This window comes from Acinetobacter sp. 148, assembly GCF_031196675.1.
Taxonomy (GTDB): Bacteria; Pseudomonadota; Gammaproteobacteria; order Pseudomonadales; family Moraxellaceae; genus Acinetobacter; species Acinetobacter baumannii.
This window is the reverse complement of sequence record NZ_JAVIMT010000078.1, coordinates 31,514-57,153: the sequence shown is the minus strand read 5'-3', so window position 1 is coordinate 57,153 and position 25,640 is coordinate 31,514. Positions and strand designations below refer to the sequence as shown.

The window sequence follows — 25,640 nt, the reverse complement described above, 5'->3', positions numbered from 1 at the left end:
ATGGAAATTACTTTTCCATCTCTATTTGAGTATTTTGCATAATCTTATAAGTATGATTATGCCCATCTAAAACATCCTTATTTAGATTTTCATAATCTTTTAACAATACTTTTTTATCAAAATTACACGTTGGATTTTCATTAATAAATTTTTGATGAATGGCGCTATAACAACTTGAAACATCATCAACAAATTGATAGTAATCTGACAACGGTAGTCCTACTAACTTTAATAATTTTGGAGCAACGAAACTTGCAGCAAGATAAGGTTGCTTCAAAGGCTTCTTATCTAATTTATAATTGCTCCACACTACAAACGGAGTCTGGTAATTTTTTAGATTAGTTCGCTCGGGATCATCTTTAAAAAAACCATAGCTATCATAAACTTCTTGGAGATTCGGTAAATGATCACCAAAAGCCACTAAAATTGTTGGTCGATCTATTGTCTTTAAATATTCAGCGAGTTCTTTTAACTTTTGGTTAGCACGCACAGTTCCAGCAGTATAAGTACTTAGTTTTTGTTTTTCAGTTTCAGACAACTCTTTATTAAATTTATAATTTTGTTTACCAAAGCGATCATCATTATACATTGGATGATTTTCGACAGTAATCGCATAAATAAACTTTGGCTGCTGCTCATTTTCTTTTAAAGTAGACTTAATCGAATCAAAAATAAGATCATCTGTGGCCCAGCCCCCTTGATTAAATATGTTACTCCGATCTTTTTGGGCGATCATATTTTCAAGTGATATAAATTTCTCAAATCCTAACTCTGGATATACCTTATTACGATTATAGTAATAACTGTAGTTATTATGCATTGCAACTGTTTGATAACCAATTGATTTTAAATAATAAGGTAAAGCATAAATTGGTTTTTTTAGTTTAGAGACATATAACAATTCATTTGGGAAAAAAGTCGTATTCAGACTCGTAAGCACTTCAAACTCGACATTCGCCGTACCCCCACCAAATGAAGGCGACAATAAATTAGAAACTTGATTTTGGTGAACAAAAGATAATAAATCTTTAGGTAATCCATTTTCTAAATGATGAGAGTTCCAAAAAGACTCCTCCATAACAATAATAATATTCGGATATTCTCTCTCATTCTTTTCTAAAGGTTGAACCAACTGATGTTGCTGCAGAATTTGCTGTATGTCTTGCTCAGATACTTTACGACTAGGTAACAATACGCTGGTTACATTATCCAATACTTTAGAAACGTAAAAAGTCACAAACCCATAATCTTGAATTTTTCGGTAATCACCGATCCAGTCATTTCTGGTATTCGGGAATTCCTGCAAGCTGGCACAAATCATAGGTTTATTTTCGGAAAAACAAGCGCCTGTAGGGTTCCTAATAAAATTTAAGTAAATTAAACCACTACTGATTAGTCCAAAGATAATAATATTAGGGACATAAGTATGAAAAGTCGCTTTACTTTCTTTGCGTACAGCAATGAGGAGTATGATAAGAAAGAAAATAATGAGAGTAAAAAAGATAAGTTGTAAGTGCCAAGGGGTGGCCTTCATTGCTTCTGGAAGTAAGAAAATATCTTCTGGACTTAAATTACTAAATAAATATTGTTGCTTCTTTTTATTAATAAAATTTAAAAATATAACGAATAATTGGCTTAAAAAAAGAGCGGTATACTTACGACCAACTACAATAAAAAATAGTTGAATGACAGCATAGTTAAAAAGAATTGAAAAAATAGCCTTTTCTGAAATCAAATAGGTATAAAACTTATGCCAAGTTAAATTCATATCCCATGCAACATATATACCTATACAGGTAGATAAAAAGGCAATAAAGATAAATAACAGTTGTTGACGTAGAAAAACCATGACTGCAAAAAGAGGCTAACGTAATAGTGGCGAATACTAGCATGAAAGTAGTCACTACAACTGCAGCCTCTTTTAGAAAACACACGTCCTATTAGCCAACAACTGCTATATATTTGAATTTAGAAAATTTAAATAATCAATTTTTTATATCTTACTCTAAGATTTTCTAAAATTTTATCCATCAACTTTTTCTAATAAAATTTTAATCAAACCACGTGTTGAAGCATCAAGTGTTGAAAGATCATTTTGAGCACCATTTAAAATTGGAAGTAACTGATCAGCAATCTGCTTACCTTTTTCAACACCCCATTGATCAAATGGATTAATGTTCCAGATTACAGACTGAACAAATACTTTATGCTCATATAAAGCAATCAACATCCCTAAACTATAAGGATTAAGCTCTTTTAAAAGTAATGTTGAACTTGGCTGGTTTCCTTCATATTGCTTATAAATAGGTAAACTCTCCAGTTCTTTTGTATCTAGAGCTTCGTTACCAAAAGCCAATAAACGTGATTGTGCTAAACAGTTTGAAAGCGCAAGATGATGTTGCTCAACTAATGCTTCAGCATTTTCTACATAAGTAAAATGATCTGCATTGTAACGTTGTATAGGGGCAATAAAATCACAGCTTACAGCCTGTGTTCCTTGATGAAGTAGCTGATAAAAGGCATGTTGGGCATTTGGACCAACCTCACCCCATACAATCGGACAAGTATCTAATTCAACTTTTTGGCCATCACGTTGTACCGACTTACCATTAGACTCCATTTCAAGCTGCTGCAAATAGGCAGCAAAATACTTTAATCTTCCGTCATAAGGTAATACCGCATGGGTTTGAATATTTAAAAAATTATTATTCCAGATACCGAGTAATGCCATGAGAACCGGTATATTTTGCTCAAAGTTTGTATTTTGAAAGTGCTCATCGACAGCATGTGCGCCAGCCAAAAGCTGTTGAAAGCCATCTATACCAATCGTTAGGGCTATAGGGAAACCAATACAAGACCAAAGAGAATAACGTCCACCTACCCAGTCCCAAAGCAACAACTGATTTTCAGGAGCAATACCCCACTCAGTCATTTTTTCAGCTTTTGTAGATACACCAATGAAGTGACTTTTTACAACGCGGTCATGTTTTCCTAAAGCTTTTTCAAGCCACTGACGAACTGTTTGTGCATTTGATAAGGTATCAATGGTACCAAATGACTTTGAAGAAACAATAAATAAAGTCGTTTCCGGACGCAGTTGATGAAGCAAGTCTGATAACTGACTACCATCCATAGTAGAAACAAAGTGTACGTTAAGAGGTTTGGCAGTCTTTACTTTAAAATCGCATAGTGCATGGGTCACCATTTGTGGGCCTAAATCGGAGCCACCTACACCAATATTAACGACATCCTGAATCACTTCACCCGTAGCACCACGATATTGCCCAGCATGGATTTTTTCAACCAAAGCGTACATACGTTGTAATTGGTTATGGACCTTTTCAGTTAACTCCGGAAATTTAGAGTATTCCAATGGTAAACGTAAAGCCCAATGCATTGCAGCACGCTGCTCAGTACAGTTGACTTTATCTTGAGAAAATAACCGTTCTATCCAATGAGTTAACTGTTTTGTCTTTGCTAAAGCAACTAATTGCTCTAAAACACTTTTAGTTACTCGGTGTTTACTATAATCAAAAACCAATTGATCGAACTTTACAGAGTATTGCTGAAATCGATCAGACTCTGATGCAAATAGTTCTTTTATATGTAGATTCGAATTTTTCTCAACTAAAGAATGAAGCAATGCAATAGGTGAAATAAGCTCTTTGGGAAACTTTTCGATAGATTTATTCATAATCGACCTACTCCTTCATAAGCAAAACCTTTAGATTTCACATATGCTGGATCATAAATATTACGCCCATCCAAAATAAGAGGATGCTGCATCAATTGTTGTAACTGTTTAAAGTCAGGACTCCAATACTGCTTCCATGCTGTGACTAGGCATAAAGCGTGTGCTCCTTGAGCTGCTTCATATGGATCAGCACATAAAATCAGATCTTCACGCGTTCCATATAAAGCCGCAATTTCATTAAGGGCTTGTGGATCATGTAAACGTACCTTTACACCTTGAGCCCATAAAGCAGCCAATAAAATATGAATAGGGGAGTTATGAGTGCTGGGAGTATTTTCTTTAAATGAAGCTCCCCAAATTGCGACCGTTTTACCACTCAAGTCACAGTGATAATAATTCCATAATTTACGGAATAAAATTTCTTTTTGCTGTTCATTAATCAACCATACTTGTTCTAGAAGACGACTCTTTGCTCCTGTTTTCGATACTGTACTAGAAAGTGTTAGAATGTCATGCGAAAAATTTTCACCACCAAAGCCCACGCCTGCAGATAGATAAGCTGCCCCAATACGTGTATCTGCTGCAATACCATGCTTTACATTCGCAATGTCAATACCCAACTTTTCAGCAACTAATGCAAGATCATTCATATAACTAATTCTAGTCGCCAACATCCCTGAAATACTGAGTTTAGTGAACTCAGCATCTAAAATCGGCATAAATAAATATTGATGACTAAAACGAAAGAATGGACGCAATAACTCTTGAATAGTGTCTTGAGCATAGCTTGACTCAACACCTACAATGACATGCTTTACATTGAGTACACTATTAATCGCATTTCCTTCCTGAATTACATCAGGAAAATAAACCCATTCATCTTTTGGTAAATTTTGTTTTAATTTTTCTGTACCATGTAAGCCAAAAGTAGAACCATTAATCATTAAACGAGGATGAACGATCGGACGCTCGCTCAACTTTTCCACTGTTTTTAAAGCAAGCTCGATTTGTGTTGGACTAAAACAAAATAAGTAAACTTCAATATCTAAAGGAATTTCAGAAAAAGGGCTTTCTTTTAAAAAACCTGCTTTTCTCTGTTTATTTAAATAATGATTAACTTCTTGATCTTGATATGAGAGTACAGATATATTTTCCTCGCAGGTGACACTTGTACACCAATAAATTTGATTGCCATATTCAGCTAATAATGCTGCCATTACACCAGCATGTAAGGTGGTTCCAAACACCGCGATTTTCATTGCACACCTGTTTTTTAATACTCTGCAGATTTCTCTTCCATTTACTGGAAGAGAATATATTGCTTAACTCACATATTGATTAATTTTTACAAATATTTAATTTGAGCTACAAAATTTATAACTTTAGTTCTTGAATCAATTGCTTAAAATCATTTCCTAATTTAGGATGCTCAACACCATAGTGTAGTACAGCTTTTAAATAGCCAAGCTTACTACCACAGTCAAAAGTTTGTCCTTGCATACGATAGGCCTCAACTGTCTCAATTTGTTGAAGCAGGGCTATTGCATCTGTTAATTGAATTTCATTACCTGCACCTTTAGGAGTCTTTTCGAGTAATTGCATAATTTTTGCAGGCAAAATATATCGACCAACTACAGATAAATTTGAGGGCGCAGTACCGACCGCAGGCTTTTCAACAATACCCTGCACAGCAACGCTTTCCCCTATATTTGGGCTTTTCGCAACATCTACAATACCATATTGATCTACTAAATGGTCAGGTACAGATTCTACCATTATCTGCGCAGCTCGATTTTTATTATAACGAGAAATCATACGCGCTAAATCATTTTGACTAGAATTGTCTTTAACTAAAACATCTGGTAATAGCACCGCAAAATCGTCTTGTCCCACCACACTTTTTGCGCATAATACTGCATGCCCTAAGCCTAAAGGTTGAGGCTGTCTAATACTAACAACACTTACATAAGCAGGAATAATCTGCCTAATTTCTGCCAGTAAATCGAACTTCTTTTTTTCTTCTAAAATAGTTTCCAACTCAAAGTTTCGATCAAAATAATTCTCAATGGATGACTTTGATGAGTGAGTCACAAGAATAATTTGCTCAATTCCAGCTTTTATTGCTTCATGTACTACGTATTCAATAGCAGGTCGGTCAACGACCGTAACCATTTCTTTAGGAATTGACTTACTTGCTGGTAGAAAACGAGATCCCAAACCAGCAACAGGTAAAATGGCTTTTTTGATCATGCGACTAACTTTATAAATGACAATTAATATTTTACTTCATCTTTTTGTGATGAACCTGAAAAACGGCTTGCTCCCACTAACTGATCTGGTGCATTAATACCTTCTTTTTTTAGAATTACTAAAACGGTTTTGAACATAATTTTAAAATCTAACCAAATATTATGGTTTTCTACATATTCAACATCCAATTCGAATTTCTCTTCCCAACTTAAATTATTTCGCCCACTCACTTGAGCAAGACCAGTCATGCCAGGTCTTACTTCATGGCGTCGCATCTGTCTTGGTGTATAGTGCTGCATAAAATCAGTAAGTTGAGGACGAGGTCCAACAATACTCATATCCCCTTTTAACACATTAATCAGTTGAGGCATTTCGTCTAAGGTAGTAGAGCGTAATTTCTGACCAAAAGGGGTAATTCGTTCTTCATCTGGCAAGATATTCCCATCTTTATCTACTCCGTCTTTCATAGAGCGAAACTTAATCATTTTAAAAATTTTACCGTTTTTGCCAGGACGTTCTTGAAGAAAGAAAATTGGGGAACCCAAATTCTTACTCACTTTATAAGCGATCAAAATAAAAATTGGCGATAAAATAATCAAAGCTATCAAAGAGATAACGATATCTATTAGTCGTTTCATTGTTTGCTCTTATTTCTACTGTAAAGTACACGGAAGCTTGAGTTATCCACGAAATGTAGTGAAAGTAGATACGCATGCATTCTAACAGGTTTTCTAAATAGTTCTTTACAACTCAACAAAAAACTTATGGTTTTTTACAATCGCATAATAACTTCATTGTTACAAAGAACTACATAAAACATTTTAAATTCATATTATTAATATAATTTTACAATCATGATTATAAAAAAGATTTCATGCTTAACCTGTTATACAAGCTAAGCATGAAATCTTAAATTTAACTAAAGGATTTATGAATATTTAAAATTCATCCAATAATTATTTTCCTCTCCCAAAAATATATCTTCTAACCATCCATCAATTGAGCATTTATTATATAATTCTGTTGCCAGTGGTCTATATTCCCTTAAGAAAAAATCTTTTTCAAGAACAAGTTTATCACGTGAGATTATAAAAATATTATCAGAATTATAAAAAGGATATTCTTTTATATTTAAGTTAGTTGTAATTAATTTTTTTCCTGCTCCAATTGCTTCAAATGTACGCATTGTTAATCCAGATTGACCAGGATGACTAATATCTAGGATGACATTTGATTTTGCATAAAGTTTAATAATTTCATCCAAACTTAAGCCACGAAAGCTTAGTTTACTAAAATCAAAATCATAAAATGTTTTATCAAAAAATTTCTTATAAAAATATACTAACCTACCTTGCATATAATAATAATTAAAAGTAGTTAAACCATTTTCTGTACACCAATCTTTTACTTTATTACTTATTATATAACGATCAGAATGAGCAGTACCTAAAAATAATACATCAATTTCTTTTTGATTCATATTATCGTATATATCTCTATATTTATCGGTAAAATATAAAGGTCTAAAACCAATTTTATATTTTTCAGCATCCTTTTTATCAAAAGTAAAACGCTTATGAAAATAATGTAAAATTTTCAGACCATGGCTATGATTATGGAAACTATCCCAAGTGTAGAATATACGAACACATTGAGGCTGAAGTTGTATAAATTTCTCTAGGAAAAAAGAAGGTACAACTTCACCACGATTAACTAATAAATAATCAAATTTTTCATTTTTAAGTTTTTTTAGAATATTATTATAGTATTTATTAATTTTACGCTGTAACAAGTCCCTTTTCAAACGAATTAAACCTTTAGTAAAGTTATTGTTTTTGGGCCTTTCATCAAAATAGGTTACTTGAGCACCATGTTTTTCTAGTTGTTGAACAATCCCTTTTTCTAAATCAAAAGTTTGCACACATAAGAACAATATTTTTTTACCTGTAAGGTGCTCAAGTTTTTTCATTTACTTATATAACCCTTTTTCTTTCATTTCATTGATAGATTGTTGATAACGGTCTTCTTGAATTTCTTGAGTATTCACCCATTGCGTAAATTTTTTTATGCCTTCTTCAAATGAAACTTTGGGTTCAAAGCCCAAATATTTCTTAATTTTGCTCAGATCAGCATAATTATGACGGATATCTCCTAGGCGATAATTTCCTGAAATAGTAATAGGCACATCTATATTGTAATTTTTGACAAGTTGATCAGCAACGGTTAAAACACTTGTTGCGATACCCGTCCCCACATTAAATACCTGATTATTTGCTTCTTCCTTTTCTAATCCTAGAATTGTTGCTTCGACCACATCATCAATATAAACAAAGTCTCGACTCTCCTTACCATCTTCAAAAATATTAATTTTATTGCCATTTTTAATTTGTGTAGAGAATATAGATAAAATACCTGTATACGGGTTCTTAAGTGATTGGCCCGGCCCGTATACATTTTGATACCGAAATGCCACGCCAGCAATACCCATACTTGAACAAACAGTTAATACCATTTGTTCCTGATTTTGCTTGGTGATTCCATATACTGAAGATGGGTGAATCTTAGACTCTTCATCTGTAGCAACTAGCTTTAATTCAGAAGAACCATGATATTTGACTTCAAAATCTTTCTGATCCATATAGTCAGCGGTCCTCTGAGTCGGATAAACAACCCCTAGTTCTTTACTAATATATTTTCCTTCACCATATATTGAACGAGAAGAAGCTACGATCACTTTTTTAACTGTATAAGAGTTATTTACTAATAAATCCAACATCAAAGCAGTGCCGTTAATATTTACATCAACATATTTCTGTACTTCGTACATAGACTGCCCAGTACCAGTTTCTGCAGCCAAATGAATAATAGCATCTTGATCTTTTAATGCTAATTCCCAATCAGACTTACTAGTTACTGTTCCTAAGATAAAATTAACTTTATCTTTAATACTTAAAAATAATGGTGATGACTCTTGAGGATTATCACCATGGATTTGGGGAGATAAATTATCCAATACAGTAACATTATAACCTTTTGAAACAAGCTTTAATGCTAAATTTGAGCCAATAAAACCTGCTCCGCCAGTGATTAATACATTTTTAAACATATTTTTCCCATTTCTGAGTATCGAAATTATAAAATTTAATAGGTTTCGCTGGTGATCCAACAGCTATAACATAAGAAGGTAAACTTTTGCTTACTACAGAATTTGCACCTACAATAGTTCCTTCTCCAATAGTTACACCTGGTAAAACAGATACAAACTCGCCAAGCCAAACATTATCTTGAATTTTAACGGGTTTTACAGATAAAGGACGATCTGCAGGGATTATCCTTGGATCACTATCATCGTTATTACCAATATAACTACCATGTGAACAATCTGATATATAAATTTTACTAGCCATCAGCACATTATTGCCTATTTCAACTGAATGAGCTGCAGTAATATGAACATAATCATTTAGTTGTACATTTTTACCAAATTTTAATAACTTATCATCTGTTGGTTTAATTGGAAAACATTCTATTCTGCAACCAAAACCAGTTGTAAGATTCACACCAAAATCTATATTTTTTCTATTTCGTATATCAATTGGAAAACGTACTAACCTTGCATTAGAAAAGAAAATTTTTGTTTTTAAAAAAAAATATAAAACCTTAAAGCTACCTATTAGTCCATAAGTCGAAATCATTTTTTTAACCCTACTATGACAATTCGACGTATATATTTTAATTGCTCAATTGTTCGAGCTAATATATATTTATTGAAAGTAATTAAGTTATTTTTATAGGCAAATTTAAGATTTTTTATAAATCCTTTATGCATTTCTTTTAAGTTCGCACTTAAGCCACTTGCACCAAATCCAGATTTCCCATCACCATAATTAATCACTTTCATATTACAGAAAAAGCAATTAAATTTATTTGATATTCTTATAAAATAATTGCCTTCCTCAGCATACTTTTGATTTTCATCAAAATAACCAACTTCTTTAAAAACTTTTCTTTTCATAATAACAGTAGAAGGTTGAAAATAGTTTTTAAAAATTAAATTATTAATTTCAATTTTCAATAACTTGCCATCTGGCTCATTCTCCAAATACAAACCATCAAAAGCACATCCTAAAAGATCTATTTCGGGATGCTCATTCAATAGATTCAATTGTTTTTCTAACTTATTCGAGAACCATTTATCATCAGAGTCCAAAAAAGCAATTAAATCGCCTTTGGATTGACTTAAGCCAGCATTTCTTGCAGTTGAGACACCACCATTAGGCTTATCTATTAAAATTACATTAAAGTCTTTATTCTCTGCTATATATTTTTCAACTATATCTTTACTATTGTCTTTAGAGCCATCATTGACTACTAATACCTCATAATTACATTTTAGTGTTTGCTCTTTAACGGAATTTAAGACATCCACTATGGTGTTTGAAGCGTTATACATTGGTATAACGACAGAAATTAATAAAGAACTTTCTTCCATTTACTTAACACAGCCTCATCATTCCAGTTAAAACTAGTACTATAAGCACCAGCCGCAAGTTTATTCAGTTTTTCTGGATTAGTCAGCAAATCCAATGTAGCTTTTTTTAAAGCTTCAAAATCATCCATAGGAATCAGGTAGCCATTCACATCATTTTCAATGATATCTTTAGGGCCTGAAGGGCAATCATATGAAATACAAGGCAAACCGAATGATATAGCCTCTAAAAGGACCATACCAAAGCCTTCAGAATGTGAAGTCAACATAAATGCTGATGCAGATTTATAGTACTTTTCAACATCCTGTATAGGTGGCAATATTTTTACATATTCTTGCAGGCCAAGGGTTAGTATTTTGTTGCTCAACTGCTCATATAAATTACCATTTCCAACTAGATGCAATTTCCAATCTTTTATATGATGCTCATTTACAATTTTGTTCCATAAATCAATCATAATCCATTGGCGTTTAGCTTCTGTCATACGGCCAATTGACAAAACAACTTTATTCGATAGATCACTAGATACATACTTTAAAGATGATTTAAAATGTGGAATATAAACAACAGGAAGACCTACAGCTGCGTATGCTTTAGCATCACTAGTGGTAGGAACAACATAACAACGTGCCTTGGGATATAGCCATTGTTTTATCTTTTTATAAACAAAATTATAAGCATTAATTCCACCATGTTCTGTAATAATAACTTTTTTATCGATCCCTCTAGCGAGATGAAACTCCAAAACGTTCATCGGATGTGCTAAATAATATAAGTCATATTCATTTACAGCTAAATGTTGTTTTAATTTAGCTGTACTTTGAAGCAAGTTTATACCTGCCTGCCCCATCCTTTTAAATTTATTATTCATATCCAAGTTAAGACTTGAATTCAAAGAAACAAGCTTAACCTTATCTGAAAGCGGATAATGACTATATGCTTGATCTTTAACTAAAATAGTCACTTCCATAAAATCACTAAAATGATTTGCAAGAGTACTAATTACCCTTTCAATTCCTCCAGCTGGAGTCATACTTGTAAAAAAAAAAGTATTTTTTTCATTCTCAAACCTAAATAATTTCAAACAATGGTTTATAGTTTAACAAACCATACATCGACCAATAATTAATTAAAAATATATAGAAATACATAAACATATATATAATCAATAATAATGAACCATTTCGTTTAGTTTTAAAATAATTCCAGAAAACTGGAATTAGAAAAACTGGTCCAACAAATAGATACCGACGATTGATTTCATCTATTCCTAAAGTCATTGCTAACATCACAACATATAAGAAATATATATTAAAATAGGCTTTACTATTTGATATTCTATATACCAAAGGAGTTATAGAAATTAGCATGATATTTCTTAATAGGATCGTTTGTGACTCAGAGGTCATTCCAGAGTAAATTTCGAGTTTTTGAGAAATATCACTTATTCCAATAATATTTCCTATTTTCATAAACAAAAACTTACCTAAGACGCCAACAACTACAAATATTATAAAATAATAATATTTCTTTTTAATTAAAAATAATAAAGGCAAAAAAAGGAAGGGTGCAACAGAATAGTGAAAACCAATTGCTAAAAATAAACAAAGATAATATTTAATCCAATTATTATCTTTAACTAAATAAGACATCCCTAAGACTAATAATCCAACTGCAATACCCTGTCTGATTACTTCAAACAAAAGATAATGAAATGAAAAAGTTGAAAGTAATATCCAATAGGCAAAATATGAAGACTTAATACCCACTAATTTTTTATAAGCTAAAAAGAATATTAAAGATGTTATTACTGCACAAAAAAACAAAAAATAAAAAGGATCCCCCGGGAAAATCTGAATAAAAGCTCTTGCGATAAAATCAAATAAAGGCTCAAATTTTATATATATATATTCAAATTGATAAAAATTAACATAATTACCAGTGTCACCGTAATTAAAATCTCTTTGCACTGCATATACTGCAGTTATGATGCTTGATATAATTAAAAAAACAGCATTAAACACTCTGCTTGACTTGGCTGCAGAGAAAAGACTACACAACAACAACATTATTATATTAAAAGAAAAGACTAAACCAATTGTCATCCAACATATCCAAATTATACCATTCTACTAAAAAGATACAGTTCTACTGAATAACAAAATAAGCTATGATTTACTACTTTAGCAAATTTGACTTTAAAACAAGATCTGATCAATATAAAATTATACATCAAGTACCAAAGCAAGACATAGTAATTTTAAAAAAACTATACACTAAAAATTTAGATAAATTAAACATGAAAATTGTTATAATTGATAATATATGCAAAAAATTTCAACAATCCCACTCTCAAGCCTTAGTCTTAATCATTACATATTCACCCATCAAAAACATAGAATATTTCAATCTTAAATTACATAACAATCAAAAGCATATACCAAATTATTTATGACCGAATTTTCTAAAACATGGCTATGTACCAGAAGCTGTGAATTGCATCAGAGGATAGCAGCTAGATCGGATAATCTAAATATATTCTTCTATTAACAATAGCTGCATTTTTCATGGAAATATTACACTTAAACTTATATATTTTCACAACCATATCATCTATAAAATCAAAACTTAAATTCAACATATCATTTCTTGAAGATAATGCTAATTATTATAAGCATATTAATTAAAAACTTAAAAAGTTTATTTTAAAGCCATTTAATCAATACAAATCAGCAACTATTTTAACTTAGAGCAGTATCCTTTGTATATAAGAAATATTTTTGATCTTTTATTATAAAGATCACAATCATTATAAAAAGCCAATCTATGAAGTAGACATTTAATTACAAGTCAACAAATAGAGCCAAATTCAAATTGATAGTAAATGTAAATTAATAAAAAAACTACATATTTTTGGATCTTAACCACTTATACAAGCTTAACCAATAACTATACTTTCCTTCATTATTAATTATTTTAAAAATAAACAACCTTTGCATTACCATTAATTTAAATATTATATTAGAAAGCATAAATTCAAATCTGGTTTTATTTTTAATATAATATTTCTTTTTGCTTTGATGAGTCCAATCCAACTTAATTGGTTTAAATGTTTCTGATGCACCCTCTAAATGAATAATTTTACTTGTCGGGACAATATAAGTTTGGTATCCCTTATTCCGTAATCTAAATAGCAAATCCGTTTCTTCATAGTACATAAAAAAATTTTCATCGAATCCACCTAATTCATCAAACACGGCTTTTGAGAGCATTAAATCCGCACCGGAGATATTACCAGAGATCTTAAAAGGGGATGTTTCAGTAGAATAAAAACTATCTTTATTATACAAAATCCTTGAGATACCATTAAATAATAAACTATCTATATCTGACAGTATCGATGGCATAAATCTGGTAAATGAAGTTGCCGGCTTTAAATCTATATCACATAAATTTCCACCACATGCTCCAACACATGGATTCTCAACCATAAATTTATATAATGTATAAATTGAATTATCTAAAACTATAGTATCTGAATTTAATAAAAATAGGAATTTTCCATTAGCATATTTATTTCCAATATTATTTGCAATTCCAAATCCACTATTCTTAGTATTTAAAACTAATTTTACATTAGGATAAATCTCATTTAATTTTTCAATTTCACGATTAGGTGAATTATTATCTACGACTATAATCTCATAACTTATTTTTTTTGTATTTTTTATAACCGATTCTATGCATTGCAAAACCAAATTATATGTATTGTAGTTCACAATTATTATCGAAACATCACAACCTAAAACCATCTTTTAGACTCCAATTACTGAAAAGCAATTTAAACTCAAGCTCTTTAATCTTAAAAAACATACTTTTTAGTTTGTTCATCTTAAAAGATAATCCAAACAAAACTTTCACCTTACTTCTCTAGAAGTTCGATTATATATGATTCTGACATCCTCCTACATATAAGTCTTGTTTCTTTCTTCTATTTTTAAATACTTTTTAAAATAGTAGATCATCAATCCAGCTACAAACATTTCTGTTGATAGGACCGCAAAACTTGTGCCTTCTGCTTGAAATAAATAAGTAAAAATAGTGACCTGAAAAACAGCAAAAAGACCGGCTATAATATATATATTTTGGAAAGTTTTCTTAGCTTTTGCACTATCAATATATGCAATTAGACCCATTTGGCCAGCCACCCCACCTATTGCACTAAAAATAGGAACTAAACACAATATCATCAATAAATTACTTATACCCTCATATTCGTTCCCAATAAATTTTTCAATAAATGATGAGAAAAGCAATATTGTTAGAGATAAAAATACCATTAAATACAAACTAAATTTAAATACTTTCCCTACTGTATCAAGAGCTAACTGCTTATTATGTGATGCTAAATGAGCAATTTTTGGATAATATACTTGATTAATTGGTGTGTAAAATAATAAACTTATAGCTCGAATTATTTTCTCAGCTGCCGTATAAACCCCAACTACTACTGGATTTGTAAAAAGACCTAAAATTACAACAAACAACTGAGTATAAAGGGAAATTGAAGCGGTAGATAAAAAAAATGGGAAACTTTCCTTAATTTCAAATTTCATATCGCGGAGTGAGAATTTTTCTAAAATCACTAACTTATTTTTGTAAATCCAATAAATTGATATAATAGAAATAACTATATAAACTGATGAATTTATAAGTATTGCGTAAATGTAATCTTGTGCTTCCTTCACAAAATAAAATAAAGACGGTAAAATTAATATTCGACAACACATGCTTAATACAGAAAGAAATCTTATATGCCCAATTCCTTGATAAAACCAAGTAAAAGTAAAAGTATTTCCAATAAGCATTGGTAGAGTGCACAAAAGTGCTATTTGATATTCATGAAATTTTGAAATATTTATTATTATGATAAAAGCAAATATACTAATACTAAGTAATACTATCTTAGCAAATATAGTTGAAAAAAAAATACGGCTTAAAGCTACCTTATTATCTTTATGAACTGCAACTCTTTTTGTTGCGCTCATATTAAAACCAAAATCAACAAATAAAATTAAGAATTGGATTATTGCAGTAGAAAATCCAATTAACCCATAAGACTTGACCCCCAATTTAATCATTAAAAAAGGCATCAATAATATTGGTATTAAATAATTCATACCTTGTAGAACAAACAGATATAATGTATCTTTTTGTTCATTGTTAATCTTCATAATTTAAAAAGCACCAATTCAATGAATTTAAATGATTTTAATAATCCATATATTAAATAAATTTTGATTTTCAATCAAAACATCAATATATAGTTTCAATTAAAATCGCATTTGCCAACCTTAAAATAAAATATTAGATTAACAATTCATTTCCACTCTACTCTCATTAAGTAAGCTATTACTACAAAATTCAAGCTTTATACTTTGGATATAATTGCCTACTTAATAGAATTAAAGATAATTAATTCTTAGAGAATAAGGCTATAAAATTATTTAAATAACTTTGCATCTTCTAGCTTCGATGCAACTTTATCTTTATCACTTACTAAAACTTGATTGATATTACTTAAAGGCCAATCAATTGCAATAGATGGATCATTCCAAACAATCGCTCCTTCGCTTTCTTTATTATAATAATTCGTAGTTTTATATAAAAACTGTGTATTATCTTCTAAAGCGACAAAACCATGTGCAAATCCAGCAGGAATCCAAAATTGTTTATGATTTTGCCCAGTTAGTTCAACACCAACCCATTGACCAAAAGTTGGAGAACTTTTGCGAATATCAACAGCAACATCCCAAGCTTTACCCTGTACAACTCGAACTAACTTACCTTGCGCATATGGATTAAGTTGATAATGCAATCCTCTTAAAACACCTTTTTGAGATAAAGAATGATTGTCTTGAACGAATTGAGGAATATCTAATCCACGTTCATGTAAGGCCTGCTCAAAAGCTTTTTGGTTAAAACTTTCCATAAACCAGCCACGGTCATCGCCAAAAACTTTAGGCTCTAAAATTAAAAGACCTTTAATCTTTGTTTCAATTACATTCATTCTTTTATCTCTATACTTTGAAATATTTACAATTAACTATAAGTTACTATGAGAACATCACTTTTTTTGATGCTCAGCATGTAGTTTAAATAAATATTGACCATAGCCTGTTTTCTTAAAGAAGTTTGCACGTTTAAGAAGTTGCTCTTCATCAATCCAACTATTGTTAAATGCAATTTCTTCTAAACAAGCAATTTTTAAACCTTGACGATGCTCTACAGTTTGAACAAACTGACTCGCTTCAAGCAATGAATCATGCGTACCTGTATCTAACCATGCAAATCCGCGCCCTAATAACTCAACATTCAACTCTTCTTGTTGAAGATAAACATTATTTACATCGGTAATTTCTAACTCACCTCGATGTGAAGGTTTAATATTTTTCGCAATATCAACTACTTTATTGTCATAGAAATAAAGACCTGTAACAGCATAATGTGATTTTGGATGTTCAGGTTTTTCTTCAATACTTAAAGCTTTTCCATTCTCATCAAAGTCAACAACTCCGAAACGCTCTGGATCATTTACATAATAACCAAATACAGTGGCACCAGTCGCTTTTTCAGCTGCACGCTTCAGTTGAGCTCCAAAACTTTGGCCATAGAAAATGTTATCACCTAGAATTAAGCAAACATTATCCTCACCTATAAATTTTTCACCCAAGATAAATGCCTGAGCTAAACCATCAGGAGATGGCTGTATTTTATAAGAAAGCTTTAAACCAATTTCTTCACCAGTACCTAAAAGCTTTTCATAATTAGGTAGGTCTTCAGGAGTAGAAATAATTAAAACCTCGTTAATTCCTGCCAACATCAACACAGACAATGGATAATAAATCATTGGCTTATCATAAATTGGCAATAATTGTTTTGATGTACCCATTGTGATTGGGTATAAACGAGTTCCTGAACCACCAGCAAGAATAATACCTTTACGTTTTACTTGGCTCATTAAATAATTTCCTCTAAAACTTGTGCTACACCTAACTTCCAATTCGGTAGGTGTATTTTAAAATTTGCTTGTAGTTTATTTGTATTTAAACGGGAATTTAAAGGTCGTTTAGCTGGAGTAGGATATGCAGTCGTTTCAATTGCATTTACTTTTTGAATTGCTAAAGATTGTCCTTTTTGTTTAGCTAACTCAAAAACAAATTGTGCATAGTCGAACCACGAGCATTCACCAGCAGCAGCCAAATGATAATGCCCTAATAAATCTTTTTGTTGCTGAGCATCCATTAATGAATAATACTTTAATGCTTGTGCTGTTACATCCGCAATAAGAGCAGCCCCTGTCGGCGCACCAATCTGGTCATGAATAATACTTAGTTCTTCACGATTTGAAGCTAATTTCAACATCGTTTTTATAAAGTTATTACCATGCGAACCATAAACCCAACATGTTCTAAAATTAATAAAAGCACAACCACTTTGCTCAAGTGCAATTTCACCAAGGCGCTTTGTATTTCCATACAAATTTATCGGATTCGTTAAGTCACTCTCAGACCATGCTTTTGTTCCTTCACCATTGAAAACATAATCCGTTGAATAGTGAATGAGTAAAATATGATGAGTTTGACAAAGTTCAGCTAGATTTTTGACAGCGAGATGATTAATTAAATCAGCATTTTCTTGATCTGATTCAGCTTTATCAACCGCGGTATATGCAGCTGCATTTACAATTATATTTGGCTGAACTTTTTCAATAGTCTGTTTAATTTGATCAAAATTAGCCAAATCACCACTTAAACCATCTAAACTTGTAGAACGATCAAGTGCAATCACTTCACCAAGCGGTTGCAGAGCACGCTGTAACTCCCAACCGACTTGTCCATTTTTTCCGAGCAATAATATTTTCATGGTTATCACTCAAAATTTAGGCTTTTTTGGCCTGATATTGTTGTTGTACCCAGTTTTTATATTCACCGCTTTGTACGTTTTCAACCCATTCTTGGTTGTTTAAGTACCATTCAACAGTTTTACGCAGGCCTGTTTCAAAACTTTCTTCTGGCACCCAACCTAAATCTTCTTTAATTTTCGTTGCATCAATTGCATAGCGCAGGTCATGACCAGGGCGATCTTTAACATAAGTAATCAAATCAACGTAATGATTCACGCCTTCAGGTTTATTTGGCGCAAGCTCTTCAAGCAACTCGCAAATTGATTTTACAACATCAATATTTTTTTGTTCATTATGGCCGCCAATATTATAAGTCTCGCCTACTTTAGCTTCTGTAACAACTTTATAAAGTGCACGCGCATGATCTTCAACATATAGCCAATCACGAATTTGGTCACCTTTACCATAAATTGGTAAAGCTTTCCCTTTTAATGCATTCAATATCACTAAAGGAATTAATTTTTCTGGGAAGTGATATGGACCATAGTTATTAGAACAATTTGTAATTACTACTGGCAAACCATAAGTACGATTCCAAGCACGTACTAGATGATCTGAACTCGCCTTACTTGCAGAATATGGAGAACTTGGCGCATAAGATGTCGTTTCATGAAATAAATCATCAGTTCCCTCAAGATCACCATACACTTCATCGGTTGAAATATGATGAAAACGAAACACTGTTTTTTTATCGTCACTTAAATTATTCCAATAATGACGTGCAGCTTCTAATAATTGATATGTGCCAATAATGTTGGTTTCAATGAAGGCAGCAGACCCCGTAATTGATCGATCTACGTGTGATTCTGCTGCTAAATGCATAACTAAGTCTGGCTGAAACTCTTTAAATAAAATATCCAAGGCTTTACGGTCACAGATATCAGTTTGAGAAAATTGATATCTTGAATTTTGGTCAACTTCTTTAAGTGATTCTAGATTTCCTGCATATGTCAATTTATCAACATTAAGAACATCGTTATTAGTATTTTTGATAATATGACGAACAACAGCAGAACCAATAAAACCTGCTCCACCTGTAACTAAAATTTTCATAAAATTCCTATGTTAGTAATCTTTACAGTCGAATATCACTTTGTTCTTTATCTAAAACATATTTTAAATCGTATAAAACATGTTTTTCTTTGCCCAACGAAACAAGTTCCTGTGTAGACATTTTTTTAAACTGGTCATGTGCAACCGCAATTACGATAGCGTCATACCGACCTTGTTTTAATTCCATAATTGGAGCTAACCCATACTCTGCTTCAACCTCAGCACTATCTACCCAAGGGTCATAGATATCAAGATCTAAATCGTATTCTTTTAGTGCTCTTACCATATCAATAATTTTTGTATTTCGAATATCTGGACAATTTTCTTTAAAACTTAAACCTAAAATTAATATACGTGCCCCGACAACTTGGATACGCTTCTTTACCATTTCTTTGATCAATTGGGTTGCAACGTATTCTCCCATACGATCATTTAAACGCCGAGCTGCTAAAATTATCTCAGGATGCAAACCAATTGACTCTGCTTTATGCGTTAAGTAGTATGGATCAACACCAATACAATGACCACCAACCAAACCTGGCCTAAAGTTTAAAAAATTCCATTTTGTACCTGCTGCTTTAAGTACATCTTCGGTATCAATACCCATTTTATTAAAAATAAGAGCCAATTCATTGATCAATGCAATGTTGACATCTCTTTGTGTATTTTCGATGACTTTTGCAGCCTCAGCAACTTTAATTGTGGGTGCTTTATATGTACCTACTTCAATAATTAAGCTATAAACTTGATCAACATAATCAGCTACTACCGGTGTTGAGCCTGATGTAATTTTTAAAATATTGGTAACACGTCTCTGTTTATCACCAGGGTTAATACGCTCTGGGCTGTAACCTACAAAAAAATCTTGATTAAATATCAAGCCTGAATATTTTTCTAATTCAGGTATGCACACCTCTTCTGTAGCACCGGGATAAACAGTTGACTCATAAACAACGATATCGCCTTTCTTTAAAACCTTCGCAATACTTTGTGATGCTTTTATAAGAGGGGTCAAGTCAGGTTGTTTAAAATCATCAATGGGTGTTGGCACAGTGACAATAAAAAAGTTTGAATTCTGTAAGTCTTGAATATTTGCTGTATACGCTAACTGCTGTACGTGTTTTAGCTCATCTGAAGAGACTTCTAATGTATGGTCATGTCCATTTTTTAACTCTAATATCCGATTTTCATTTATATCAAATCCGATTGTAGGTTTATGTTTACCAAATTCAACTGCCAAAGGTAATCCAACATACCCTAAGCCGATAATTGCTATTCTTAGTTGCTCAAGCTGAAACATATATAAAACCTAACCATTTAATTTTAAATGGGGAAACATCATGGATACGACCTACTACGATAATATAGCAGACTTTAAAAAAAAATTTCTTGAAATATACAATCACTGTTCGGCAAATAAAGTATGATTTGGGTTAATTATAGACTACAATCCAGTGTCTTCATGCAAAGTATCATTGGATTACAAACAATAAAGGGTTTGAATGTGAAGTATCAGAGCACATTATTATTTTTAGCCATTTCACTTTCGTTTACAGGATGTGCAGTCACCTCAGGCTTACAAACTTACGACTTACCCGAACAAGGGACGTTTAAAACCGATCAGGGAGCAGAAGTTTCTGTTGTGCAACTGACCCAAAACAATATCCCCCAAATTAGCTCTGAATCTTTGCGTCCACAAGGAAATATAAGCGCCTTATTTAATACTCCTTTTTATCAATACCGCTTAAGCCCTGGGGATGTGTTATCTATTCAACTTTGGGCATATCCTGAGATTACTCCTCCTATTCAAGGAGCTTCAAGTGATATTAAAGCATTTGGCTACCCTATTGATTCTGCAGGAAATGTACAGTTACCACTTGTAGGTCAAGTTCATATTGCAGGTAAAACACTGGCTGAGACCAATAAATATTTAAGAAATCAATTTGCTAAATATTTAAAAACGCCTGACGTTGTAGTTCGAGTTTTGTCTTATCAGGCAAAACGCTACTTTGTTAATGGTCAGGTTATGAAAAGTGGTCAATATACCTTAGATGATCAACCTATCAGTATTTATACAGCCCTCAGTATGGCAGGTGGTGTAAATCAAGAATCTGGTGACAATACTGATATTCAGCTTATTCGTAATGGTGAAGTTTATAACTTAAATGTTGTTGCACTTGAGAAACAAGGCTACTCGTTACACAAATTATTAGTTCAACCTAATGATACGATTTATGTAAATACTAAACAGAATCAAAAACTGTATGTTATGGGTGAGTCTAATAAAAGCTCAGCAATTCCATTACGAGATCAAGGTATGACCTTAAGCGATGTATTGGGTGAAAGTGAAGGAGTTAACCCATATACGGCAAGTGCGGCTCGTATTTATGTCATGCGCACTGATTTAAACTCAAGAAAATCAACAATTTATCAGCTTAATTTGAGTAATATTGGTAACCTTGCATTATCTAATCAATTTCAAATGCAAAAAAATGATATTGTTTATATCGATGCAACTGGTTTAACACGCTGGCAGCGTATCATGAACCAGATTGTACCTTTCTCAAGTGCACTTTATACCTTTGATCAATTGGGTAAAAACTAGCATGCAATTACAAAACATCTTAGTGGTATGTGTTGGTAATATTTGCCGCAGCCCAATGGCAGAGTACTTTTTAAAGGCCCAGCATCCTACCTTAAATATCTCATCTGCTGGTATTTCCGCCCTAGTAGGTCATACTGCAGATGAAAAAGCTATTCATTGTATGGATCAGTTGAATATTGATATGAGACCACACGTGGCTCGTCAGCTCAGCGCTGAATTGATCAAACAAAATGATTTGATTTTAGTAATGAGCAATAATCAGCAAAAGCATATTGAACAAACTTGGCCATTTGCTAAGGGTAAAATTTTTAGGCTTGGCCATTGGCAAGGGCAAAATATACCCGACCCCTATCAGCATGACCAAGCTTTTTTTGATCAGACTTGCCGCAACATTCAAAGCTATGTGCAAGATTGGCGCACTCAATTGTAATTGTATATTAGTTGTAAATTTATGAATCAAAACTCTAAAACTAACGAAGATAGCATCGATTTAAAAGAGTTATTCTTTTCATTGATTGCACAGTGGAAAATCATAGCATGCTGCGTGATCTTAAGTTTAATTTGTGCCTTGTTATATTTACGCATAACAACAGATACTTATTCTGTAGATGCTATGGTACAAGTTGAAGACAGTAAAGGCGCTGCCTCTGCTGCTTTATTGGGAGACCTTTCTAAAGTTACTGGAGGTATATCTCAAAAATCACCAGCTGATCCAGAAATAGAGATTTTAAAATCTCGTATGGTTTTAGGGCAAGTGATTCATAACCTTAATCTTGATATTAAAATTAAAGATAATCAATCAGGATTGATTGATAAGTTAATTTCACAAGATAAGAGTAAAATTGAATATCGTCATGAATCAGTAGTTTACAATAACTTAAACGCTAGTTTGATTATTCAAGAATTTAAGGTGCCTGAATATTATTTTGATAAACCTTTGAAATTAGAGTTTAAAGATACAAATCAATTTACTCTAATGTATAAAGATCAAGTTGTATTTAATGGTCAATTAAACAAGAAAAATATATTAAATTCAAATAAAGGTTTATGGCAAGTTCAAATCAATGCACAAGGCAATTTAAAAGATCAAAGTTATACTTTAACTAAATTAGCTCTTTTAACAGCTGTAAATCAATTTAATTCAATATATTCAGTTAATGAAAAAGGTAAAATGACCGGAGTTATCGGTTTAAGCTATTTAGGCCAAGATCCTGAACATATTACTCAAGTGCTCAATAATGTTCTAAATGTTTATCATGAACAAAATATTGAGCGAAAATCTTTAGAGTCTAAGCAAACTTTAGCTTTCCTTGAGAGACAATTACCAGAGCTTAGAAAGCAGCTAGAAGATTCTGAAATCAAATTTAACCAATTCCGTGAAAAGTATAAAACAGTCGATGTGAATGCTGAATCAGAGCTGTTACTTAAACAAAATATTGATTTAGAAAAGCTCAAAATTGAGTTACAGCAGAAACAAGCTGAACTTTCTGCCAAATATACCAATGATCATCCATTAATCCGCCAAATCGATGCACAAATTACAGACATTAATAAAAAGATTGCTGATCTTAATAATCGTTTAACTCAACTTCCTGAGACTCAACGTTTATATTTACAACTATATCGTGATGTGAAAGTAAACACGGAACTATATACATCGTTATTGAATAGCTATCAACAACTCAAAATTGCTAATGCGGGGGAGATTGGTAATGTCCGCATTATCGATACTGCCGTAGAACCAGTTAAACCAGTTAAACCTAAAAAATTGATTGTTCTAATACTTTCTATTTTTGTTGGTGGTTTTATCGGTGTATTAATTGCATTATTACGCAATATGATGCGTAGTGGAGTTAATGATTCTACTCAAATTGAAAATGAATTAGATCTTCCAGTTTATGCAACTGTACCTCGTTCTCCTATTCAAGAGACTCGTATGAGTATCTTGAAGAAGAAAAAGAGTATTCCTATTCTGGCAGTTAAAAGTAGTGATGATATTGCAATAGAGAGCTTACGTAGTATTCGTACTGCTATTCATTTCGCCTTAACCTCAGCAAAAAATAATATTATTATGATTGCTGGCCCATCGCCAGAAGTCGGTAAATCATTTATTTCAACTAACTTAGCGACTATCTTTGCACAAAGCAATAAACGAGTACTATTGATCGATGCCGATATGCGCCGTGGTTATATGCATAAATATTTCGATGTTGATGTAAAACCGGGTCTATCAGAACTTTTAAGTGGACAAGCTGATTTACAAAAAGTATTGCACAAAACTCAGGTAACGAATCTAGATGTGATTACCCGTGGTAAGAGCCCAACCAATCCTTCAGAAATGTTGAGCTCTACCCAGTTCAAAGACTTACTAGAGAAGTTCCAGACTCAATATGACCATATCATTATTGATACTCCACCAGTGCTTGCGGTGACTGATGGCATTATTATTTCTCAGTACACTGGTGTAAACTTGATCGTTGCCCGTTATGCTAAGTCACATATGAAAGAGCTTGAATTAACCGTTAACCGTTTTGAACAAGCAGGTGTTAAGGTGAATGGCTTTATCCTTAACGATATTCAACGCTCTAGTGGGGGTGGGTATGGTTATAACTATGCTTATGCCTATAAGGCACAAAAAGAAGACTAATTAAAACTCTTTATAAAAACCGGATCAATGATCCGGTTTTTTTATTTGCTTTTTAAGTTTTGCCACATTAAAACTAACTAAAATATGTAAAAAACCACTCGTTTTTTTTGTTAAACATTCTATGCTTAAGTCGAAGCATGCTAAGATCGAAGCAGCCTTTTAGACTCAAATGATTATTTTTGGAACCTTTTATGAGTAAAGCCTTACCCATTGCTGTCGCTGTAGTTTTAGGCGGTGCTGCACTTGTACCTGTATATTATGCAACTCAACATCCGACCACAGAAGTCGGACGTAAAGCAGACAAAAATGCTTCTCCAATTCAAAAAATCAGTTATGTTCTTGGGTATGAAGTTGCTCAGCAAACCCCTCCTGAACTAGATACCAAAGCATTTGTTCAAGGGATCCATGATGCGCGTAATAAGCAGCCTAGTGCTTATACTCAAGAAGATTTAAAAGCTGCCGTTGCTGCTTATGAAAAAGAGTTACAACAAAAAATGCAGCATCAAGACAAACCTGAGCAAGCGGGTACGGCTACTGACTCTGCAGATGCACAGTTCCTTGCAGAAAACAAAACGAAAGCTGACGTAAAAACCACTGCATCAGGTTTGCAATATATCATTACTAAAGAAGGTACTGGTAAACAGCCAACCGCTCAGTCTGTTGTTAAAGTACATTATGAAGGTCGCTTAATTAATGGACAGGTTTTTGACAGTTCTTATAAACGTGGTCAACCAGTAGAATTCCCGCTTAATCAGGTCATTCCGGGTTGGACTGAAGGTCTTCAACTCATGAAAGAAGGTGGAAAAGCGACTTTCTTTATACCATCAAATCTTGCATATGGCCCACAAGAGCTTCCTGGAATTCCAGCAAACAGTACACTGATTTTTGATGTAGAACTCATTTCAGTGAAATAATAACAATCCAGGAGAGTCGTT

At 32.5% G+C, this 25,640-nt stretch carries 22 protein-coding genes; 4 read left to right on the top strand and 18 right to left on the bottom strand.

The window, feature by feature from the left end; genetic code table 11:
* Nucleotides 1-7 precede the first annotated feature (7 nt).
* The 18 genes from RFX69_RS13595 to tviB form a co-directional block, all read right to left on the bottom strand.
* The gene (locus tag RFX69_RS13595; protein ID WP_079547948.1) at nt 8-1,849 is read right to left on the bottom strand and encodes an LTA synthase family protein; all 1,842 of its coding nucleotides are present in this window, start codon (nt 1,847-1,849) and stop codon (nt 8-10) included.
* 174 nt (nt 1,850-2,023) lie between these two features.
* Nucleotides 2,024-3,694 carry a glucose-6-phosphate isomerase gene (gene pgi / locus RFX69_RS13590; RefSeq protein WP_001043172.1) on the bottom strand — a complete coding sequence of 557 codons (1,671 nt, stop codon included), beginning with the start codon at nt 3,692-3,694 and terminating at the stop codon, nt 2,024-2,026.
* Nucleotides 3,691-4,953, bottom strand: coding sequence for a nucleotide sugar dehydrogenase (locus RFX69_RS13585; RefSeq protein WP_000686144.1), 1,263 nt, complete (start codon nt 4,951-4,953; stop codon nt 3,691-3,693). The genes pgi and RFX69_RS13585 overlap by 4 nt, the downstream gene beginning before the upstream one ends.
* 115 nt (nt 4,954-5,068) lie before the next feature.
* On the bottom strand, nt 5,069-5,944 hold the full coding sequence (gene galU, locus RFX69_RS13580; RefSeq protein WP_000591183.1) for a UTP--glucose-1-phosphate uridylyltransferase GalU: 876 nt from the start codon (nt 5,942-5,944) through the stop codon (nt 5,069-5,071).
* A gap of 23 nt (nt 5,945-5,967) precedes the next feature.
* Nucleotides 5,968-6,582: a sugar transferase gene (locus RFX69_RS13575; protein ID WP_000825496.1), complete on the bottom strand. Its 615-nt coding sequence runs from the start codon at nt 6,580-6,582 to the stop codon at nt 5,968-5,970.
* 290 nt (nt 6,583-6,872) lie between these two features.
* On the bottom strand, nt 6,873-7,913 hold the full coding sequence (locus tag RFX69_RS13570) for an LPS biosynthesis protein (RefSeq protein ID WP_000732251.1): 1,041 nt from the start codon (nt 7,911-7,913) through the stop codon (nt 6,873-6,875).
* Nucleotides 7,914-9,050: an NAD-dependent epimerase/dehydratase family protein gene (locus tag RFX69_RS13565; RefSeq protein ID WP_000475974.1), complete on the bottom strand. Its 1,137-nt coding sequence runs from the start codon at nt 9,048-9,050 to the stop codon at nt 7,914-7,916.
* Nucleotides 9,043-9,639, bottom strand: coding sequence for an LPS biosynthesis protein (locus tag RFX69_RS13560; protein ID WP_000626194.1), 597 nt, complete (start codon nt 9,637-9,639; stop codon nt 9,043-9,045). The genes RFX69_RS13565 and RFX69_RS13560 overlap by 8 nt, the downstream gene beginning before the upstream one ends.
* Nucleotides 9,636-10,436 carry a glycosyltransferase family A protein gene (locus tag RFX69_RS13555; protein ID WP_289332805.1) on the bottom strand — a complete coding sequence of 267 codons (801 nt, stop codon included), beginning with the start codon at nt 10,434-10,436 and terminating at the stop codon, nt 9,636-9,638. Before RFX69_RS13555 ends, RFX69_RS13560 begins: the two co-directional genes overlap by 4 nt.
* Nucleotides 10,415-11,467, bottom strand: a complete 1,053-nt coding sequence (locus RFX69_RS13550) for a glycosyltransferase family 4 protein (protein ID WP_289332804.1) — start codon at nt 11,465-11,467, stop codon at nt 10,415-10,417. Before RFX69_RS13550 ends, RFX69_RS13555 begins: the two co-directional genes overlap by 22 nt.
* A gap of 37 nt (nt 11,468-11,504) precedes the next feature.
* Nucleotides 11,505-12,539, bottom strand: coding sequence for an EpsG family protein (locus RFX69_RS13545; protein ID WP_079547944.1), 1,035 nt, complete (start codon nt 12,537-12,539; stop codon nt 11,505-11,507).
* Between the two features lie 798 nt (nt 12,540-13,337).
* Nucleotides 13,338-14,246 carry a glycosyltransferase family 2 protein gene (locus RFX69_RS13540; protein WP_032059386.1) on the bottom strand — a complete coding sequence of 303 codons (909 nt, stop codon included), beginning with the start codon at nt 14,244-14,246 and terminating at the stop codon, nt 13,338-13,340.
* Nucleotides 14,247-14,399: 153 nt separating this feature from the next.
* Nucleotides 14,400-15,668, bottom strand: coding sequence for an oligosaccharide flippase family protein (locus RFX69_RS13535; protein WP_000700632.1), 1,269 nt, complete (start codon nt 15,666-15,668; stop codon nt 14,400-14,402).
* A gap of 269 nt (nt 15,669-15,937) precedes the next feature.
* Entirely contained in the window at nt 15,938-16,504 is a 567-nt protein-coding gene (rfbC, locus tag RFX69_RS13530) for a dTDP-4-dehydrorhamnose 3,5-epimerase (protein ID WP_032059385.1), read from the bottom strand.
* A gap of 57 nt (nt 16,505-16,561) precedes the next feature.
* Nucleotides 16,562-17,455: a glucose-1-phosphate thymidylyltransferase RfbA gene (gene rfbA / locus RFX69_RS13525; protein WP_032059384.1), complete on the bottom strand. Its 894-nt coding sequence runs from the start codon at nt 17,453-17,455 to the stop codon at nt 16,562-16,564.
* Nucleotides 17,455-18,360 carry a dTDP-4-dehydrorhamnose reductase gene (rfbD, locus tag RFX69_RS13520; RefSeq protein WP_000698333.1) on the bottom strand — a complete coding sequence of 302 codons (906 nt, stop codon included), beginning with the start codon at nt 18,358-18,360 and terminating at the stop codon, nt 17,455-17,457. The genes rfbA and rfbD overlap by 1 nt, the downstream gene beginning before the upstream one ends.
* 16 nt (nt 18,361-18,376) lie before the next feature.
* Nucleotides 18,377-19,453 carry a dTDP-glucose 4,6-dehydratase gene (gene rfbB, locus RFX69_RS13515; protein ID WP_079547943.1) on the bottom strand — a complete coding sequence of 359 codons (1,077 nt, stop codon included), beginning with the start codon at nt 19,451-19,453 and terminating at the stop codon, nt 18,377-18,379.
* A 22-nt stretch (nt 19,454-19,475) separates the two neighbouring features.
* Nucleotides 19,476-20,753, bottom strand: a complete 1,278-nt coding sequence (gene tviB / locus RFX69_RS13510) for a Vi polysaccharide biosynthesis UDP-N-acetylglucosamine C-6 dehydrogenase TviB (RefSeq protein WP_032059380.1) — start codon at nt 20,751-20,753, stop codon at nt 19,476-19,478.
* 162 nt (nt 20,754-20,915) lie between these two features.
* Between tviB and RFX69_RS13505 the strand changes: the two genes are divergently transcribed.
* The 4 genes from RFX69_RS13505 (at nt 20,916) to RFX69_RS13490 (ending at nt 25,619) form a co-directional block, all read left to right on the top strand.
* On the top strand, nt 20,916-22,058 hold the full coding sequence (locus tag RFX69_RS13505; RefSeq protein WP_171071456.1) for a polysaccharide biosynthesis/export family protein: 1,143 nt from the start codon (nt 20,916-20,918) through the stop codon (nt 22,056-22,058).
* Between the two features lies 1 nt (nt 22,059).
* Nucleotides 22,060-22,488, top strand: a complete 429-nt coding sequence (locus RFX69_RS13500; protein ID WP_001176903.1) for a low molecular weight protein-tyrosine-phosphatase — start codon at nt 22,060-22,062, stop codon at nt 22,486-22,488.
* A gap of 21 nt (nt 22,489-22,509) precedes the next feature.
* The gene (locus RFX69_RS13495) at nt 22,510-24,705 is read left to right on the top strand and encodes a polysaccharide biosynthesis tyrosine autokinase (RefSeq protein ID WP_032059378.1); all 2,196 of its coding nucleotides are present in this window, start codon (nt 22,510-22,512) and stop codon (nt 24,703-24,705) included.
* Between the two features lie 191 nt (nt 24,706-24,896).
* On the top strand, nt 24,897-25,619 hold the full coding sequence (locus tag RFX69_RS13490) for an FKBP-type peptidyl-prolyl cis-trans isomerase (protein ID WP_057053917.1): 723 nt from the start codon (nt 24,897-24,899) through the stop codon (nt 25,617-25,619).
* Nucleotides 25,620-25,640: the final 21 nt, after the last annotated feature.

What these genes read in the sequence shown, in the direction of transcription:
- RFX69_RS13540 (WP_032059386.1), bottom strand. Translation starts at nt 14,246, where the DNA reads ATGGTTTTAGGTTGTGATGTTTCGATAATAATTGTGAACTACAATACA.
- rfbC (WP_032059385.1), bottom strand. Translation starts at nt 16,504, where the DNA reads ATGAATGTAATTGAAACAAAGATTAAAGGTCTTTTAATTTTAGAGCCT.
- RFX69_RS13575 (WP_000825496.1), bottom strand. Translation starts at nt 6,582, where the DNA reads ATGAAACGACTAATAGATATCGTTATCTCTTTGATAGCTTTGATTATT.
- RFX69_RS13500 (WP_001176903.1), top strand. Translation starts at nt 22,060, where the DNA reads ATGCAATTACAAAACATCTTAGTGGTATGTGTTGGTAATATTTGCCGC.
- pgi (WP_001043172.1), bottom strand. Translation starts at nt 3,694, where the DNA reads ATGAATAAATCTATCGAAAAGTTTCCCAAAGAGCTTATTTCACCTATT.
- RFX69_RS13585 (WP_000686144.1), bottom strand. Translation starts at nt 4,953, where the DNA reads ATGAAAATCGCGGTGTTTGGAACCACCTTACATGCTGGTGTAATGGCA.
- RFX69_RS13560 (WP_000626194.1), bottom strand. Translation starts at nt 9,639, where the DNA reads ATGATTTCGACTTATGGACTAATAGGTAGCTTTAAGGTTTTATATTTT.
- RFX69_RS13535 (WP_000700632.1), bottom strand. Translation starts at nt 15,668, where the DNA reads ATGAAGATTAACAATGAACAAAAAGATACATTATATCTGTTTGTTCTA.
- RFX69_RS13505 (WP_171071456.1), top strand. Translation starts at nt 20,916, where the DNA reads ATGCAAAGTATCATTGGATTACAAACAATAAAGGGTTTGAATGTGAAG.
- tviB (WP_032059380.1), bottom strand. Translation starts at nt 20,753, where the DNA reads ATGTTTCAGCTTGAGCAACTAAGAATAGCAATTATCGGCTTAGGGTAT.
- RFX69_RS13565 (WP_000475974.1), bottom strand. Translation starts at nt 9,050, where the DNA reads ATGTTTAAAAATGTATTAATCACTGGCGGAGCAGGTTTTATTGGCTCA.
- RFX69_RS13495 (WP_032059378.1), top strand. Translation starts at nt 22,510, where the DNA reads ATGAATCAAAACTCTAAAACTAACGAAGATAGCATCGATTTAAAAGAG.
- RFX69_RS13490 (WP_057053917.1), top strand. Translation starts at nt 24,897, where the DNA reads ATGAGTAAAGCCTTACCCATTGCTGTCGCTGTAGTTTTAGGCGGTGCT.
- RFX69_RS13595 (WP_079547948.1), bottom strand. Translation starts at nt 1,849, where the DNA reads ATGGTTTTTCTACGTCAACAACTGTTATTTATCTTTATTGCCTTTTTA.
- RFX69_RS13555 (WP_289332805.1), bottom strand. Translation starts at nt 10,436, where the DNA reads ATGGAAGAAAGTTCTTTATTAATTTCTGTCGTTATACCAATGTATAAC.
- RFX69_RS13545 (WP_079547944.1), bottom strand. Translation starts at nt 12,539, where the DNA reads ATGACAATTGGTTTAGTCTTTTCTTTTAATATAATAATGTTGTTGTTG.
- galU (WP_000591183.1), bottom strand. Translation starts at nt 5,944, where the DNA reads ATGATCAAAAAAGCCATTTTACCTGTTGCTGGTTTGGGATCTCGTTTT.
- RFX69_RS13550 (WP_289332804.1), bottom strand. Translation starts at nt 11,467, where the DNA reads ATGACTCCAGCTGGAGGAATTGAAAGGGTAATTAGTACTCTTGCAAAT.
- RFX69_RS13570 (WP_000732251.1), bottom strand. Translation starts at nt 7,913, where the DNA reads ATGAAAAAACTTGAGCACCTTACAGGTAAAAAAATATTGTTCTTATGT.
- rfbB (WP_079547943.1), bottom strand. Translation starts at nt 19,453, where the DNA reads ATGAAAATTTTAGTTACAGGTGGAGCAGGTTTTATTGGTTCTGCTGTT.
- rfbD (WP_000698333.1), bottom strand. Translation starts at nt 18,360, where the DNA reads ATGAAAATATTATTGCTCGGAAAAAATGGACAAGTCGGTTGGGAGTTA.
- rfbA (WP_032059384.1), bottom strand. Translation starts at nt 17,455, where the DNA reads ATGAGCCAAGTAAAACGTAAAGGTATTATTCTTGCTGGTGGTTCAGGA.